The sequence below is a fragment of the Nostoc sp. NOS(2021) genome, assembly GCF_017115025.1.
Classification (GTDB): Bacteria; Cyanobacteriota; Cyanobacteriia; order Cyanobacteriales; family Nostocaceae; genus Nostoc.
The window spans coordinates 1-14,503 of sequence record NZ_JABXKM010000081.1; the positions used below are offsets into that span (position 1 = coordinate 1).

At 45.0% G+C, this 14,503-nt stretch carries 14 protein-coding genes; 5 read left to right on the forward strand and 9 right to left on the reverse strand.

All coding sequences use genetic code 11. From position 1 onward, the window contains the following. The 3 genes from HWQ41_RS09790 to HWQ41_RS09800 form a co-directional block, all read left to right on the forward strand. The coding region (locus HWQ41_RS09790; RefSeq protein ID WP_292761980.1) for a TIGR03936 family radical SAM-associated protein at positions 1-934 on the forward strand (934 nt) is incomplete at its 5' end. 826 nt (positions 935-1,760) lie between these two features. Continuing rightward, positions 1,761-3,914, forward strand: a complete 2,154-nt coding sequence (locus tag HWQ41_RS09795; RefSeq protein WP_292761983.1) for an Rne/Rng family ribonuclease — start codon at positions 1,761-1,763, stop codon at positions 3,912-3,914. A gap of 8 nt (positions 3,915-3,922) precedes the next feature. Beyond that, on the forward strand, positions 3,923-4,624 hold the full coding sequence (locus tag HWQ41_RS09800) for a ribonuclease HII (RefSeq protein WP_292761985.1): 702 nt from the start codon (positions 3,923-3,925) through the stop codon (positions 4,622-4,624). A gap of 8 nt (positions 4,625-4,632) precedes the next feature. On the opposite strand, the gene HWQ41_RS09805 is transcribed toward HWQ41_RS09800, so the two are convergent. Continuing rightward, on the reverse strand, positions 4,633-5,220 hold the full coding sequence (locus tag HWQ41_RS09805; RefSeq protein ID WP_292761987.1) for a DUF1997 domain-containing protein: 588 nt from the start codon (positions 5,218-5,220) through the stop codon (positions 4,633-4,635). A 467-nt stretch (positions 5,221-5,687) separates the two neighbouring features. Between HWQ41_RS09805 and pheA the strand changes: the two genes are divergently transcribed. Further along, a complete protein-coding gene (gene pheA, locus HWQ41_RS09810; protein ID WP_292761989.1) occupies positions 5,688-6,563 on the forward strand; it encodes a prephenate dehydratase in 876 nt (291 codons plus the stop codon). 127 nt (positions 6,564-6,690) lie between these two features. On the opposite strand, the gene HWQ41_RS09815 is transcribed toward pheA, so the two are convergent. From HWQ41_RS09815 to HWQ41_RS09850, 8 genes are all read right to left on the reverse strand, one after another. Beyond that, positions 6,691-7,338, reverse strand: a complete 648-nt coding sequence (locus HWQ41_RS09815; RefSeq protein WP_292761991.1) for an LON peptidase substrate-binding domain-containing protein — start codon at positions 7,336-7,338, stop codon at positions 6,691-6,693. A gap of 195 nt (positions 7,339-7,533) precedes the next feature. After that, a complete protein-coding gene (gene rpsJ / locus HWQ41_RS09820) occupies positions 7,534-7,851 on the reverse strand; it encodes a 30S ribosomal protein S10 (RefSeq protein ID WP_008232935.1) in 318 nt (105 codons plus the stop codon). Between the two features lie 183 nt (positions 7,852-8,034). Then, a complete protein-coding gene (tuf, locus tag HWQ41_RS09825) occupies positions 8,035-9,264 on the reverse strand; it encodes an elongation factor Tu (RefSeq protein WP_292761993.1) in 1,230 nt (409 codons plus the stop codon). A gap of 23 nt (positions 9,265-9,287) precedes the next feature. Next, entirely contained in the window at positions 9,288-11,366 is a 2,079-nt protein-coding gene (gene fusA, locus HWQ41_RS09830; RefSeq protein ID WP_292761996.1) for an elongation factor G, read from the reverse strand. A 137-nt stretch (positions 11,367-11,503) separates the two neighbouring features. Further along, positions 11,504-11,974: a 30S ribosomal protein S7 gene (gene rpsG / locus HWQ41_RS09835; RefSeq protein WP_229465239.1), complete on the reverse strand. Its 471-nt coding sequence runs from the start codon at positions 11,972-11,974 to the stop codon at positions 11,504-11,506. Between the two features lie 604 nt (positions 11,975-12,578). Continuing rightward, on the reverse strand, positions 12,579-12,962 hold the full coding sequence (rpsL, locus tag HWQ41_RS09840; RefSeq protein ID WP_012410236.1) for a 30S ribosomal protein S12: 384 nt from the start codon (positions 12,960-12,962) through the stop codon (positions 12,579-12,581). Between the two features lie 108 nt (positions 12,963-13,070). Next, positions 13,071-13,397: an iron-sulfur cluster assembly accessory protein gene (locus HWQ41_RS09845; RefSeq protein ID WP_292761998.1), complete on the reverse strand. Its 327-nt coding sequence runs from the start codon at positions 13,395-13,397 to the stop codon at positions 13,071-13,073. 259 nt (positions 13,398-13,656) lie between these two features. Continuing rightward, positions 13,657-14,076 carry a cupin domain-containing protein gene (locus tag HWQ41_RS09850; protein ID WP_292762000.1) on the reverse strand — a complete coding sequence of 140 codons (420 nt, stop codon included), beginning with the start codon at positions 14,074-14,076 and terminating at the stop codon, positions 13,657-13,659. A gap of 157 nt (positions 14,077-14,233) precedes the next feature. On the opposite strand from HWQ41_RS09850, the gene HWQ41_RS09855 reads away from it, so the two are divergent. After that, positions 14,234-14,440 (forward strand): hypothetical protein, encoded by a 207-nt coding sequence (locus HWQ41_RS09855; protein ID WP_292762002.1) that lies wholly within the window; start codon positions 14,234-14,236, stop codon positions 14,438-14,440. Positions 14,441-14,503 lie beyond the last annotated feature (63 nt).

Below are 14,503 nucleotides of genomic sequence, written 5' to 3' on the forward strand. Positions count from 1 at the left end.
CCACTCCCCACTCCCCACTCCCCACTCCCTCAATATTCCCCTCCCTTGGGATCATATTGATACCGGAATTGACAAAAAGTGGCTCCAAGAAGACTTACAACGCGCCTTAGAAGCTGCAATTGTACCCGACTGCTCTTTTGAAGGTTGTTCTCACTGTGGCGTCTGTGGCACAGACTTTGGTCATAACGTTGTGATTGAATCACCCGCTATCCCAAAATTCGCTGGGGAGTTTGTCCCCAACAAAACTAAGGCACAACGACTGCGAGTTTGGTTTGGGAAACAGGGTAATATGGCTTTGATCAGCCACCTAGATTTAATCCGTCTGTTTGACCGAGTTGTGCGACGAGCAAGCTTGCCAATCGCTTTCACCGGTGGGTTTCATCCCATGCCGCGAATTTCTGTAGCAACTGCTTTGGCTCTAGGGGCTACTAGTAGTGGTGAAATAGTAGATTTTGAGTTAACTGTGCCAGTAGAAGTTGATACTTTTCGAGAACAGTTGGCTCGTGAAATGCCCACAGACATACCTATATATAATGTGGAGCAGATAGATTTAAAAGCTAGTGCCGCGACCCAACTGCTGGAGGCCGCAGAGTATTTGATTACTGTAGCAACACTTGCAGAAGCAACACCTATACAATGGCAAAACTGGATTGATACAATCAAAGCAAAAGAGGAACTTTGGTACGAGCAAATAACAAAGTCAGGCAAGAGCCAGTTAATAAATCTGCGCGATCGCTTATTTGAACTGGAATTAGTAGAAACCCACAATAGCAAAGCAGAATCTATATCATCTGTGATCCGTTATCGAGGTAGCTATCGCCAGGACGGTTTGCTGTTGCGTCCCGAACAAATCCTGTTTATGCTAGAGGCAGTGGCTAGTGTAGAATTTCAACTCCTGCACATCCACCGCAATCGGCTAATTTTAGGGGTATAATCCCTGTAGGGCAGCTTGCTAGTAGTTGTCCTAACATGGCACATCGTAAGAATTGATTTTTAGCAAGGTTGCGTTAGAATGGTGTGAAGAGAAATTTTCTGGCGCTGCATTGAATTAGCTGGTTCACTACCCTGGTATTCAGGGGGCGAAAGCATACATATTAGAGTGCAACTTCTAGGATTTTATCCCAGAAAAACAAAAGGCAGATTAAAGAACACTCTCTCTATAGCTACCTTGTGAATCAGTAACTAACAGCAGGCTCGGTTAGCTTCTCTAAGTTCATGCTTTTTAAACAACTGCTGAATGTCTAATCTACAGTAGTACCCAAGAGCTAGTGCATTACTTTTCTAGAGTTGAAGCAACTGCCGTCGGTTATGCCGACTTGTAGACGTTCACAGACGCGCAAAGGGCTGCTTGCCATAGGCTAGGGCAGCTGAAGGCAGGGTAGCAGCTGGCGTTGCTGAGTATAACCCTAAGGATAAATCCGGGGAATGGAAAATAGAAATAGTTTCTTTTTCTTAACGACTTCAGTAGGTTACTCTCAAATCAAGCGTCCTGAGTTAAAAGCTCACTCAGGATTTAGAACTTTCAACTCAGAACTCTCTTGATTGAGGGTATTGCATCACGAATCAACCACGGATGGTTGATTTAATTGCTGAAACAATACGCAGCCGTGTAAACGCTCTTAAGAGCGCCAATAGCTATTTAACTTAGAAGCTCAGATTTGCGATTTTTATTACCAGTAGCACCTTTTAAGGGTTGTAGGACAACAAAGGTATAACAAACCTTCAAACCTATTGGTGCTGCCAGTTTTTGAGGAAATTGAATGCCAAAACAAATTATCATCGCGGAGCAGCACCAAATTGCTGCGGTTTTTTCTGAAGATCAAATACAGGAACTCGTTGTTGCTACAGGTCATCATCAAATAGGTGATATCTACTTAGGAGTAGTAGAAAACGTATTGCCTGGGATAGATGCGGCTTTTGTGAATATTGGCGACCCAGAGCGCAACGGTTTTATTCACGTCACCGACTTAGGGCCATTGAAGCTAAAGCGTACCGCTGCGGCAATTACAGAACTACTAGCACCACAGCAGAAAGTTTTGGTGCAAGTAATGAAAGAGCCAACGGGGACAAAAGGGCCCAGGCTCACGGGTAATATTACCTTACCCGGACGCTACGTAGTACTGATGCCCTATGGCAGGGGCGTAAATTTATCCCGACGGATTAAAAGTGAAAGTGAGCGCAACCGCTTGCGGGCGCTGGCGATTTTGGTCAAACCGGCGGGAATGGGTTTGCTTGTGCGTACAGAAGCCGAAGGCAAACCAGAAGAAGCGATCATGGAAGATTTGGAGGTGCTGCAAAAGCAATGGGAGGCGATCCAGCTGGAAGCGCAGTCCACCCGTGCTCCAGCACTGCTCAACCGGGACGATGACTTCATTCAGCGCGTATTGCGGGATATGTACGGCGCGGATGTAAATCGGATTGTCGTGGATTCCAGTACTGGTTTGAAGCGCGTAAAGCAGTACTTGCAGAATTGGAGTGGAGGTCAAACACCGCAGGGATTGTTGATTGACCATCACCGCGATCGCTCCCCAATTTTAGAGTACTTCCGCATTACTGCCGCGATTCGAGAAGCCCTCAAACCGAGAGTAGACCTACCTTCTGGAGGCTATGTCATCATTGAGCCGACTGAGGCATTAACCGTAATCGATGTTAACTCAGGTTCCTTTACGCGATCGGCAACAGCTAGAGAAACAGTTTTGTGGACAAACTGCGAAGCTGCAACAGAAATTGCTCGCCAGTTGCGTCTGCGGAATATCGCCGGGGTGATCGTCGTTGATTTTATTGATATGGAATCGCGACGTGACCAACTGCAAGTTCTCGAACACTTTAATAAAGCACTCAAAGCAGACAAAGCTCGTCCCCAGATTGCCCAACTTACCGAACTGGGTTTAGTAGAACTCACCCGCAAGCGTCAGGGTCAAAACATTTACGAATTGTTTGGTGAAACTTGTCCCACCTGTGGCGGTTTAGGACATATCGTGCGTCTGCCTGGAGAAATCGAAAACCGATTGCCAATACCGGCAGAGACACCAGAGCGTGAGCGTTTTGTATCCCTGCCTCACCGAGGAGAACCACGTCAGCCATCTGCCCGCATCCCAGAACCACGAGAAACCTATGATGGATTTGGAGAAGCCTTTGACGGCGACTCGGAATTGAGTAACCTTAATCTGATCAATCATCCTAGTTATCAAGAACTTAATGATAATAAGCGTCGTACCCGCACTCGCCGCAGTCGAATTGGCATCAATGGGTTAAACGGGAAAGATGAAGCTCGTGTTGTTCCCAATCCCCTGGCTTTTGTCAACGAGCCAGACTTAGACCTTGATGTGGAACCAGAACTAGGAGTTGCACCAGAGATCCCCTCACCCACCCTTGGTAAACCAGGTTGGAGTGAAAGAGTAGAGCGCATTAAAGTTACCAAGGCAGAGCCAATCAAACCAGTGGTAGAACCGCCGGAGATTAGAACTGTAGAAATGAGCCTCCAAGAACAGGATATGTTTGCCTTGATGGGAATATCTCCCTTGGTGAAGTTAGAGCAAGAGGTTAAAAATACCAAGTCTGTGATTATTAATGTGATTCAGCCCGGTCAACTGCCAACGACCCCAACTGAATCAACCTCAGAATCAACTATTGCCCAAAAAGCAACATCTGAAATAACCGCGATTGCCCAAAAAGCAACATCTGAAATAACTGCAAGCAAAATACCGACACCAAAAGTTATTGAACCAGAACAAAAATCTTTGATAGAAGAGACAACCCAACCATCGGAGTTGACTGCGAATCCTTCGGGACGCTTGTCGGCGATTGCCTCCGCCGCGAACGCGATCGCAGATGAAACTGAAGCTGAAGGCAATAGTAGCGCCACTGCCAGCCGTCGTCGCCGCCGTCGTTCCTCCGCGATCGAGGATAATTAATTTGCTTTATGGTAGAAACATCGCCAGCACCCTTGGAAAAATCCAGTTGGCTGGAATTTTCTACCTTGTCAGGGATTCCAGGATTGGTTGCAGGTGTGGATGAAGTAGGGCGAGGTGCCCTATTTGGCCCTGTGGTGGCGGCAGCAGTGATCCTACCAGATCATGCTTTGCCAATACTGATGGCAGCTAAAATTAAAGACAGTAAAAAGTTGTCTAGTTCTCGTAGAACTCAGCTAGCGCAACAAATTAGTGGGCTGGCTATAGACTGGAAAATTGGGTTTGCTTCTACTGCCGAAATTGACAAAATAAATATTTTGCAAGCAACGCTGTTAGCAATGAAGCGGGCTGTACTGAAGTTAAAGGTACAGCCTACAATCTGCTTGGTTGATGGCAATCAGTCAATCAAAGACTTGCTAGTGCCGCAACAAACAATAGTTAAGGGGGACGAGCGATCGCTCGCTATTGCCTCTGCTAGTATTGTTGCTAAGGTTTGGCGTGACGAACTGGTAATGCGTCTAGCATTAAAATACCCTATGTACAACCTGGAGTGTAATAAGGGTTATGGTAGCCAGCGGCATTTGCTGGCTTTGCAACAATACGGGCCCTCGCCCCTACATCGTCAGTCTTTTCGTCCTTGCCAAATCAAATTACTGAGGAGCCAGTGCGTTGGGCGGCTCTGCCGACTTGAAGCAACTGGCGTTGTTGAGTGATTAAATAATTACTCGACATTCAGGATTGGTAATTCAGTACTGTCACCGTCAAGTCCTCTATCTTTAGTTTGTGATATCACCCAGTAGCGATAATCCGCCAAAAGTTGATTTAATAATCGTTGCTTGACTGACAACAGCACGCTTTTGAGCAAACCATTGCCAGTAGCTTCTAAAATTGGCTTAGGAGTGAAGGAAAATGGCGGTGGAAAATCCACCAGCACTTCTAAATCAGCTATTCCTTGCAGGTGAGTGCCAGTGCTAAACTCTTTGGGAGACAAATACCCTTTTAAATTGAGAGCAAAGCGCTGGTTAATATACTCGAAACCCAGAATTTCACAGCCTAGCGATCGCAAATAAATAACTCCATTTGATTCTGCCCACACTCTCATGTCTACAGTAGGTTGAATACTTAGTGACATAAAAGTAAGCGGACGCATTTTCAAGCGAAATACCTCCTCAGAAAGCTGCTGAATCCGGCTATTGTCAACTAAAGCCCTAACCAGACGTTGAGGCTGACGCAAATAATGCTGAATGGGAATAGGCTGCTCTGGAACAGCGATTTCAACCGATTGGGAGGCAGTAAACCGGGTAGCCATGAGCGGATAAAAATATCTGTTTCTTAATTTTAATATTTTTTAACAACTTAGTTCTGATTATTAGAAAAGTACAAAATTTATTGACAATAAAAATGATTGTTGCTTATCAGCTATACATCATTAGTAAAAAGTTGGTACGCTCATTACTATCTTTAGTTCAAGAAATTAGAGATTAGTATTTAAGTCTTGACAGAAAATCATGAATATGCATCGTTCTTGGGTCAGCAACCAATATAATTGCTCTTAAATCTTCAGAGGAATTTAGCAAAAAAACTACCAGAAAATCTATCTGGTAGAAGACTGATTTCCATAACTTGTTTTCCTGGATACATATTTCGGTCTATTGGTTTAGTGCGTAAATTTTAGAGATAACAGTGTCTATTAAGAGTAGATATTGAATATATTTGCCAAGACCAAAATATCATACCTCTGTTTACCGATTAAACTCACAACTTAAGGCTAAAGGCATGACTTTATCGATCGCACATTTAGGGCCTCCTGGCACTTACACAGAACAAGCAGCTGTTTTTTATGTCAACTGGTTGAGCAAAAGTACGGGAGTTGAAGCTATATTAAGCCCTTATCTCACCATTTCTCAATCACTGCACGCCGTTGCTGATGGTCAAGCCCACTTGGCTGTTGTGCCAGTGGAAAATTCTATTGAAGGGAGTGTGACTACAACACTGGATACACTCTGGCAGTTGGACAGTTTGCGAATTCAGTTGGCTTTAGTATTACCTATTGCCCATATGTTAATTTCCTGTGCGTCTAATTTAGATAGGATTAAAACTGTTTACTCTCACCCGCAAGCTTTGGCACAATGTCAGGGATGGTTAGAGCGGTTTCTCCCGACTGTAGAGATTATTCCCAGCAATTCCACAACCGAAGCACTACAGCGATTAGAGGAAGACACAACAACAGCAGCGATCGCCTCTAGTAGAGCAGCTCAACTCTACAACCTGCCCATACTTGCCAGTAACATCAACGACTATCCAGAAAACTTCACTCGTTTTTGGGTAGTAAGTCAGGGTGAAGCGGAGGCTGGATACCAGGCATCAATAACATGTGCCAGCCATACATCGCTAGCTTTTAGTATGCCTGCCAACACACCCGGAGCATTGGTCAAACCTTTGCAAATATTTGCTCAGTTAGGGATTAACCTTAGCCGGATTGAATCTCGTCCGACGAAGCGATCGCTAGGCGAATACTTGTTTTTCATGGATTTAGAAGCGGATGCTAAGGAAGCACAAATGCAATCTGCTTTAGCAGAATTAACTAACCACACAGAAATTTTAAAAATTCTTGGCGTTTACAATGTTTTGCCGATCAGGGCTGTTACTTGATAAATTAGGAGTTATCAGTTAGGAATTAAGAGTTATCAGTTATTAGTTAGGGACTATAAATTATAAGTTGTCAATTTGTTATTTTTTGTTATTTTTTCCTAACTCCTAACTCCTAACTCCTCACTCCTCACTTTTGATTAAATGTATCTTTGAGAACAGCGCGAGCTGCCAAGTGATTCCGAGTAGAAGTTAAAATTTCTGCTTCCCGCTCTAGACGAGTTACAGTATCTTGCATTTCTAGCAATAATTGCTGCTCTGCGGCGACACCGTAAAGATTACTGGCTACCCAATAAGATAACTCTGTTGGTAGATCAGGCAAATCTTCTGGCAGTTCGATATTTTGTTCGGTTAATTTGGCTGACAGACGCACAACATCTCGCAGTAGTTGTTCTACCTGAGAAGATAAAGGTCGCAAATCTTTAGTCGGTGGTTGGTCTTCAATCCACTCCACTAAGCCAACGCGGTATGGCTTTTCACGAACATACTCTAATACACGAAATCTTTGCTGCCCTAAAGTCATCATCTTGATCCGATCATCTGGCAGCCGCTGGTGATGAACGATTTCCGCACAGCAACCAGTGTTTGCAATTGTACCTTTAACAGGATCGACCATCAAAACACCGAACCTGCGATCGCTCTCCAAAATCGTGTTCATCATGATTCGGTAGCGAAATTCAAATATGTGCAGGGGTAATGGCCTGGTAGGAAACAGAACTACTTCGGGTAACGGGAACAGAGGTAGTTCGCGAACTGCAATTTTAGAAGATGATGTCATTGTTACCTTGGTATAAACTTAATCTTTAAAATTTATTTTTCTCTGCTTTTCCCGTACTTTGTCTACATTCTATCATTTGTTTCCTAGCTAAATAAAAGCCCTGAGATATATTTCTTCAGGGCTATGTAAAAATTCATTCATACTAATGTCATTTGTCCTTTGTCTGAGTACTAATGACGAATAGCTAATGACTAATTAAAGTTTGACTTCGATATCTACACCCGATGGTAGATCCAATTTCATCAGGGCATCAATAGTCTTAGAAGAGGGCTGATAAATGTCAATAATCCGGCGATGAGTACGGGTTTCAAAGTGTTCCCGTGAATCTTTATCTACGTGAGGCGATCGCAGCACACAATAGATCCGGCGTTTTGTTGGTAAAGGAATTGGGCCTATAGCTGTAGCGTTGGTGCGGTTAGCTGTGTCTACAATCTTCTCGCAAGATGTATCTAATAAGCGCCTGTCAAAAGCTTGTAAACGAATTCTAATCTTCTGCTGCTGTAGAGTTGCCATCTTTAATTTTCCAGGTTCTGCGTAATTAGGAGAGTAGTTACAGGTTAAAGGTTACAAGTTATAGGTTACAGAAAACTATCACCTGTCCCCTGTAACCTATTACCTTATTTATAGAGGGAAGAGAAAGGAGCAGAGAGGCACAATAAATACCATCTCTGCTCCTTCGTTATGAGCAAAAAGGTGCTACTTCAGAATTTTGGAGACGACACCAGCACCGATAGTGCGGCCACCTTCGCGGATAGCGAAGCGCATTCCTTGTTCAATAGCGATCGCGTTGATCAATTCTACTGTCATTTTGATGCGATCGCCTGGCATCACCATTTCGGCTTCACTACCATCATCAGAAGTGAAGGCTTTGATGGTACCGGTTACATCGGTTGTCCGCACGTAGAACTGGGGGCGGTAGCCGGAGAAAAATGGAGTCTTACGACCACCTTCTTTTTCCGTTAGGACGTACACTTCACCTTCAAATTGAATGTGAGGTTTAATTGAACCTGGTTTGGCGATTACCATACCCCGTTCAATATCAGCCTTCTGGATACCCCGGAGCAGTACGCCAGCATTATCCCCAGCCATACCTTGGTCAAGACTCTTCTTGAACATTTCAATACCAGTTACGGTAGTGGCGCGAGTATCTCTGATACCCACTAGTTCAACGTTATCGCCAACTTTGACTATACCCCGCTCAATCCGACCTGTGGCGACAGTACCACGACCTGTGATTGAGAATACGTCTTCTACAGCCATCAAGAAGGGCTTATCAACATCCCGCTCCGGGGTGGGGATGAAAGAATCCACAGCGTCCATCAATTCGTAGATTTTGTCTACCCAAGGGTTTTCACCTTTTTTTGTCTTAGGATTCTTGATCATTGCTTCGAGAGCTTGCAGACCAGATCCTTTGACAATGGGGATATCATCGCCAGGAAAATCGTAGCTGGAAAGCAATTCTCTCAGTTCCAGTTCCACTAGTTCCAAGAGTTCTGGGTCATCCATCAAGTCTTCCTTGTTCAAGAAGACAACCAGACTGGGAACACCGACCTGTTTTGCCAACAGGATGTGTTCGCGGGTTTGGGGCATTGGGCCATCAGTAGCAGCTACTACGAGGATGCCACCATCCATCTGGGCAGCGCCGGTGATCATGTTCTTCACATAGTCAGCGTGTCCTGGACAGTCTACGTGAGCATAGTGCCGATTTTCGGTTTCATACTCAACGTGAGCGGTATTGATGGTAATACCCCGTGCCTTTTCTTCTGGGGCGTTATCGATTTGATCGTAGCCCTTAGCTATAGCTTGACCCATAGCTGCCAAGGTCATGGTGATGGCTGCTGTTAACGTGGTTTTACCGTGGTCAACGTGGCCAATGGTACCGATATTGATGTGGGGTTTATTCCTTTCAAACTTTGCGCGTGCCATGAATGCTCATTTCCTTATTTTAACTAAGCGTTCCCTTTGCCTTTAGCAATGATTGCCTCAGCCACGTTGCGAGGTACTTCTTCGTAGCGGCTAAACTCCATCGAGAAGATGCCCCGACCTTGGGTCTTCGACCGGATATCAGTAGCGTAGCCAAACATGGTCGCCAGTGGGACTTTGGATGTCACCTTAGCGAGTCCTTGTTCAGTGCTTTGGCTTTCAATCTGCCCCCGTCGGGCAATTAGGTCGCCAATGACATTCCCGATATAGTCTTCAGGAACTTCAACCTCAACTTTCATCATAGGCTCTAAGAGGACGGGTGAAGCTTTCAGCACAGCCTCTTTCATCGCCATTGAGCCAGCGATTTTGAAAGCCATTTCCGAAGAGTCTACATCGTGATATGACCCATCAATTAGCGTCGCTTTGACGTCAATCAAGGGATATCCAGCCAGAACACCGGATTCGCAGCTTTCTTTCATTCCTTGTTCTGCTGGACTGATGTACTCTTTCGGTACTGTACCCCCGACAATTTTGGAGACGAATTCAAAACCAGTACCGGGTTCTCCAGGCTCCAAATTGATCACAACGTGACCGTATTGACCTTTACCACCACTTTGGCGGATGAATTTGCCCTCAACTTTGTTCACAGCTTTCCGAATTGTTTCCCGGTAAGCTACTTGCGGCGCACCTACATTCGCTTCCACCTTGAATTCTCGTAACATCCGGTCTACTAGAATTTCTAGGTGTAGCTCTCCCATCCCTGCGATCACGGTTTGGTTGGTTTCCGGATCGACGTGGACACGGAAGGTGGGGTCTTCTTCTGAGAGAGATTGCAGAGCCTTGGATAATTTATCCATGTCGTTCTTGGTTTTGGGTTCAACCGCCACCGAGATTACTGGCTCAGGAATGAATAGGGATTCTAGAATTACTGGCGATCCTTCATCACAGATGGTGTCACCTGTCAAGGTGTCTTTCAGTCCCAGCGCTGCTCCCAAATCACCCGCTCGCAGTTCATCGACATCTTGTCGGTCATCTGCCTTCATCAGAACTAAGCGGGAAATCCGTTCTTTTTTATTCTTACTAGCGTTGAGGACATAGCTACCCTTTTTCAACACACCAGAATAAACGCGAACAAATGTCAGGCGACCATAAGGGTCAGCCATAATCTTGAATGCCAAAGCCGCTAGGGGTTCGTTGTCATCAGCCCGCCGCTCAACAGTATCGCCATTTGGCAGTAAGCCTTGAATTGGCGGTACTTCACTTGGCGATGGTAGGTAATCGACAACGGCATCCAGCATCAATTGCACGCCTTTGTTTTTGAATGCCGAGCCACAAAGTACTGGTACGATTGTGCCAGCAACTGTGCCTTTACGCAGGGCAAGAGCGATTTCGTCTGCTGTTAGTTCTTCGCCCTCGAAGTACTTAGCCATCAGAGTGTCATCAGTTTCTGCTACTGCTTCGACTAGCTTGACGCGGTATTCATCTACCTGCGCTTGCAATTCGGCGGGGATATCAGTTTCCTGGATATCGGTTCCTTGGTCGTTTGCGTAAATATACGCACGCAGTCGTACCAGGTCGATGATCCCTTGGAATTCGGTTTCACTACCAATTGGTAGTTGAATAGCGATCGCATTCGCCCGCAGGCGATCGCGCATTTGCTCGTGAACTTTATAGAAGTTCGCTCCAGTGCGATCCATCTTGTTGATGAAGGCGATCCGAGGAACTTTGTAGCGGTCTGCTTGTCGCCACACTGTCTCGGACTGCGGTTGCACGCCGCCTACAGAACAAAATACTGCGATTACACCATCCAACACGCGCATGGAACGCTCAACTTCAATTGTGAAGTCTACGTGACCCGGAGTATCGATAATGTTAATTTGATGATCTTTCCAACTGGTACTGATAGCAGCAGCAGTAATGGTAATTCCCCGCTCCCGCTCCTGCTCCATCCAGTCTGTGACGGCAGTTCCTTCATGAACTTCGCCAATTTTATGAATTATCCCAGAGTAAAATAATATTCTCTCTGTTGTTGTTGTTTTGCCCGCATCTATATGCGCCGCAATACCAATGTTGCGTACTTTCGCTAGCGGGATCGTGCGTGCCACAGCTACCTCCTATAGTTTTTGCCCCATGATATCTTGTATATTACTCTTTGTTAAGATTCTATACTTTTACGGAAAACCGTCTTTTTTTGTAAATCTACGATATACCGCTTTGGGAGGGCGATATATCGTTTTTTTACTTAGTAACGATAGTGTGCAAATGCTTTGTTAGCTTCCGCCATCCGGTGCGTTTCTTCCCGTTTGCGAATGGCATTTCCAGTTTCGTTAGCAGCATCCATTAACTCATTTGCCAGTTTGCTTGCCATTGTCCGGCCTGGTCTAGACCGAGAATATTGCACTAACCAACGCAGTGCTAGGGTAGTGCCCCGTTCTGAACGCACTTCCATTGGTACTTGGTAGGTTGCTCCACCAACTCGCCGAGCTTTTACTTCTACTAAAGGCGTGGCATTTCGCACTGCTCTTTCAAAGGTTTCTAAGGCAGCGCTACCAGTGCGTTCCTCAATAGTTTTCAATGCATCATAAACAATCCGGGCGGCAAGCGATTTCTTGCCATGACGCATGATCCGCCTGATAATCATGCTCACAAGGCGACTGTTATATACGGAGTCAGACGGAACTGGGCGCCTTTGAATAACACCACGACGAGACATACTTCACCTTTAATTCGGAATTGGCAACGAAATTATATGCTATCAGACACCGGAAACTAAAAGCGGTGTAACCTAACCCTCAGACTTCCTCAATTTTTTTCGACCGTTGCAGCGAGGCTGACTTATTGACTGCCAATTTTAGATTTTAGATTTTGGATTTTGGATTAAAAGTTTTCTGTATATGTTCCCGCCACAAGGGGCGGAAAAAATCAAAAATCTGTAAGCCTTATCCCCTTGTGGGTTCGACCAATCCAAAAGACGCTCGTTCGCGCTTGGCGTCTCCCCTTGGGAGAAAACTCGCTAACGCTACGCTATCGTAAATCGCAAATCTAAAATTGTTTGACTTGCTACCTGCAACTAAATACTCAAGGCGACAAGATTATAAACCTTAATGTCCAGATGAAAACTATGCTGTGGGTTACAGCGTTCTCCTCAGAACTTCTACACTTGCTCGCTTAGTGTAGGTATAGCTTGCTTGATTTTTTGAAACAGACTTTAGCAGCCTTCATAACTTCTGTTAGAACACAGGCGGTGATCGTTTTTTGTCTTTGGGCGCTTCTAAGGTAGACGATTAATCGTGTTGGATGCGATTAATCGCCTAATCCTATTTTTTCGCTTCTTTGGGCCGCTTGGTTCCATACTTGGAGCGGCCTTGCTTGCGGTCTTTGACTCCGGCTGTATCTAAGGTGCCACGGATAATGTGGTATCTCACGCCTGGTAGATCCTTAACCCGACCGCCACGAATCATCACAACTGAGTGTTCTTGTAAGTTGTGACCAATGCCTGGAATGTAAGCTGTGACTTCAAATCCAGAGGTAAGTCTTACTCTTGCTACTTTGCGTAGAGCTGAGTTAGGCTTTTTTGGTGTGGTCGTGTATACTCTGGTACAAACTCCCCGACGTTGGGGACATTGCTTCAGAGCCGGGGACTTGGTTTTCTGACGCGCTTGTTCGCGCTCATTACGTATTAGCTGCTGTATTGTTGGCATGAGTTACAGCGCGTAAAGCTGCTTATGGTCTAAGTTTTAACAAATCCTGATTATATCGTTTTTTACTGTTTTATGTCAATTGTTATTTATCATTTGTTTGACCAATGACTAATGACTCAAGGAGAAGGAATTGCCACAGCCACAGGTAGTGATCGCCTGGGGGTTGTGGAAGCGAAAACCACCACCCATTAAGTCTTCTGAATAATCAACCCTCAAACCGTTGAGGTAATTTAAGCTTGCGGCATCTATGACTACTTGAATCTCATCCAAGTCGAAAACCTGGTCGCCAACTTTTATTGCTTTATCGAAGGACATATCATAAAAAAACCCGGAACAACCACCTGGTTTTACTGCCAATCTAAACAAGACATTTCGTTGCTGCTTGGACTTTATTCGCCTAATCTCACTCGCGGCTGCTTGACTCAGATGAATCATGGAACTCGTTTTTTGCAATTGAATACCCCATCTTCATTTTACAGATGGCTTGACCCTTGCTATCTCCCTGTACCAAATCACCGAATCCATGAGCGCGATCGCTATTACTACATTTATAGCACTAATATGCTTCAGTCCCCACCTTAACTAGGTAGGGACTTCTGGGGTGCAGTGTTTAGCAAAGACGGTTTGCACAAAACAAAAATGTATTCAGTTTTGGGATTAAAGCCTTTAGAGCTTTAATAGCGTTCTTTTAGTTTTAATCCTTGGTACGCGCATAGTCATCTTGGTAGCGAATAATATCATCTTCTCCCAAGTATTCGCCATTTTGCACTTCAATCAACACCAAGGGGATCACGCCAGGATTCTCTAAACGATGAGATGTACATTGGGGTACATAGGTTGATTCATTATTGCTCAGTAGTACTTCTTGCTCACCACAAGTTACCCTAGCTGTACCAGAGACGACGATCCAATGTTCACTGCGGTGATGGTGCATTTGTAGACTGAGGCGGTGTCCAGGCTTAACTTCGATGCGCTTGATTTTGTATCCGCGCCCTTCTTCCAAAACTGTAAAAGCACCCCAAGGACGTAACTCAGTTGCAGCAACGCCTCTGGAAGTGATGGCTGGAGGTAGGTGTAGAGTCTCAGTCTGTGTAGTTTCTTGATATCGAGCCATAGTTACCTCATTTGGAGACATAACAAACCGTTGGTACTCTTAACTATTGATCAAAAATCTGGCGCTATCTTGCAACGTTAAAAATCAGCAATTTTGTCGCACCTTGATAAACATAGCAAAATCAGACGTTACGGTGTAAATCATCACTACTAAAACTATGATGTCTACATCAAGTCTTCATCCAGCAAAATGGCAGCTTGTTCTAAACTTTAAGAAAAGATGGGGCATTGGGCATTGGGCATTGGGCATGGGGCATTGGGCACTTGTACTGAGCCTTGTCGTTGGCGCAGCCTCTCGTAGAGAAGTATTGGCATTGGCAATTAAGAGACTTCCCTATTCGCTAATTATTTTTGAATTTTGTTAGCGCAGCGTAAAGCCTTCGGCATAGCTTCGCTTAGAGCGAGTCTGCGAGCGTCATTTTGAATTT

Bases quoted from the DNA above. Each gene is read 5' to 3' on its own strand.
- HWQ41_RS09795 (WP_292761983.1), top strand. From the start codon at position 1,761: ATGCCAAAACAAATTATCATCGCGGAGCAGCACCAAATTGCTGCGGTT.
- HWQ41_RS09800 (WP_292761985.1), top strand. From the start codon at position 3,923: ATGGTAGAAACATCGCCAGCACCCTTGGAAAAATCCAGTTGGCTGGAA.
- HWQ41_RS09805 (WP_292761987.1), bottom strand. From the start codon at position 5,220: ATGGCTACCCGGTTTACTGCCTCCCAATCGGTTGAAATCGCTGTTCCA.
- pheA (WP_292761989.1), top strand. From the start codon at position 5,688: ATGACTTTATCGATCGCACATTTAGGGCCTCCTGGCACTTACACAGAA.
- HWQ41_RS09815 (WP_292761991.1), bottom strand. From the start codon at position 7,338: ATGACATCATCTTCTAAAATTGCAGTTCGCGAACTACCTCTGTTCCCG.
- rpsJ (WP_008232935.1), bottom strand. From the start codon at position 7,851: ATGGCAACTCTACAGCAGCAGAAGATTAGAATTCGTTTACAAGCTTTT.
- tuf (WP_292761993.1), bottom strand. From the start codon at position 9,264: ATGGCACGCGCAAAGTTTGAAAGGAATAAACCCCACATCAATATCGGT.
- rpsG (WP_229465239.1), bottom strand. From the start codon at position 11,974: ATGTCTCGTCGTGGTGTTATTCAAAGGCGCCCAGTTCCGTCTGACTCC.
- rpsL (WP_012410236.1), bottom strand. From the start codon at position 12,962: ATGCCAACAATACAGCAGCTAATACGTAATGAGCGCGAACAAGCGCGT.
- HWQ41_RS09845 (WP_292761998.1), bottom strand. From the start codon at position 13,397: ATGATTCATCTGAGTCAAGCAGCCGCGAGTGAGATTAGGCGAATAAAG.
- HWQ41_RS09850 (WP_292762000.1), bottom strand. From the start codon at position 14,076: ATGGCTCGATATCAAGAAACTACACAGACTGAGACTCTACACCTACCT.
- HWQ41_RS09855 (WP_292762002.1), top strand. From the start codon at position 14,234: ATGATGTCTACATCAAGTCTTCATCCAGCAAAATGGCAGCTTGTTCTA.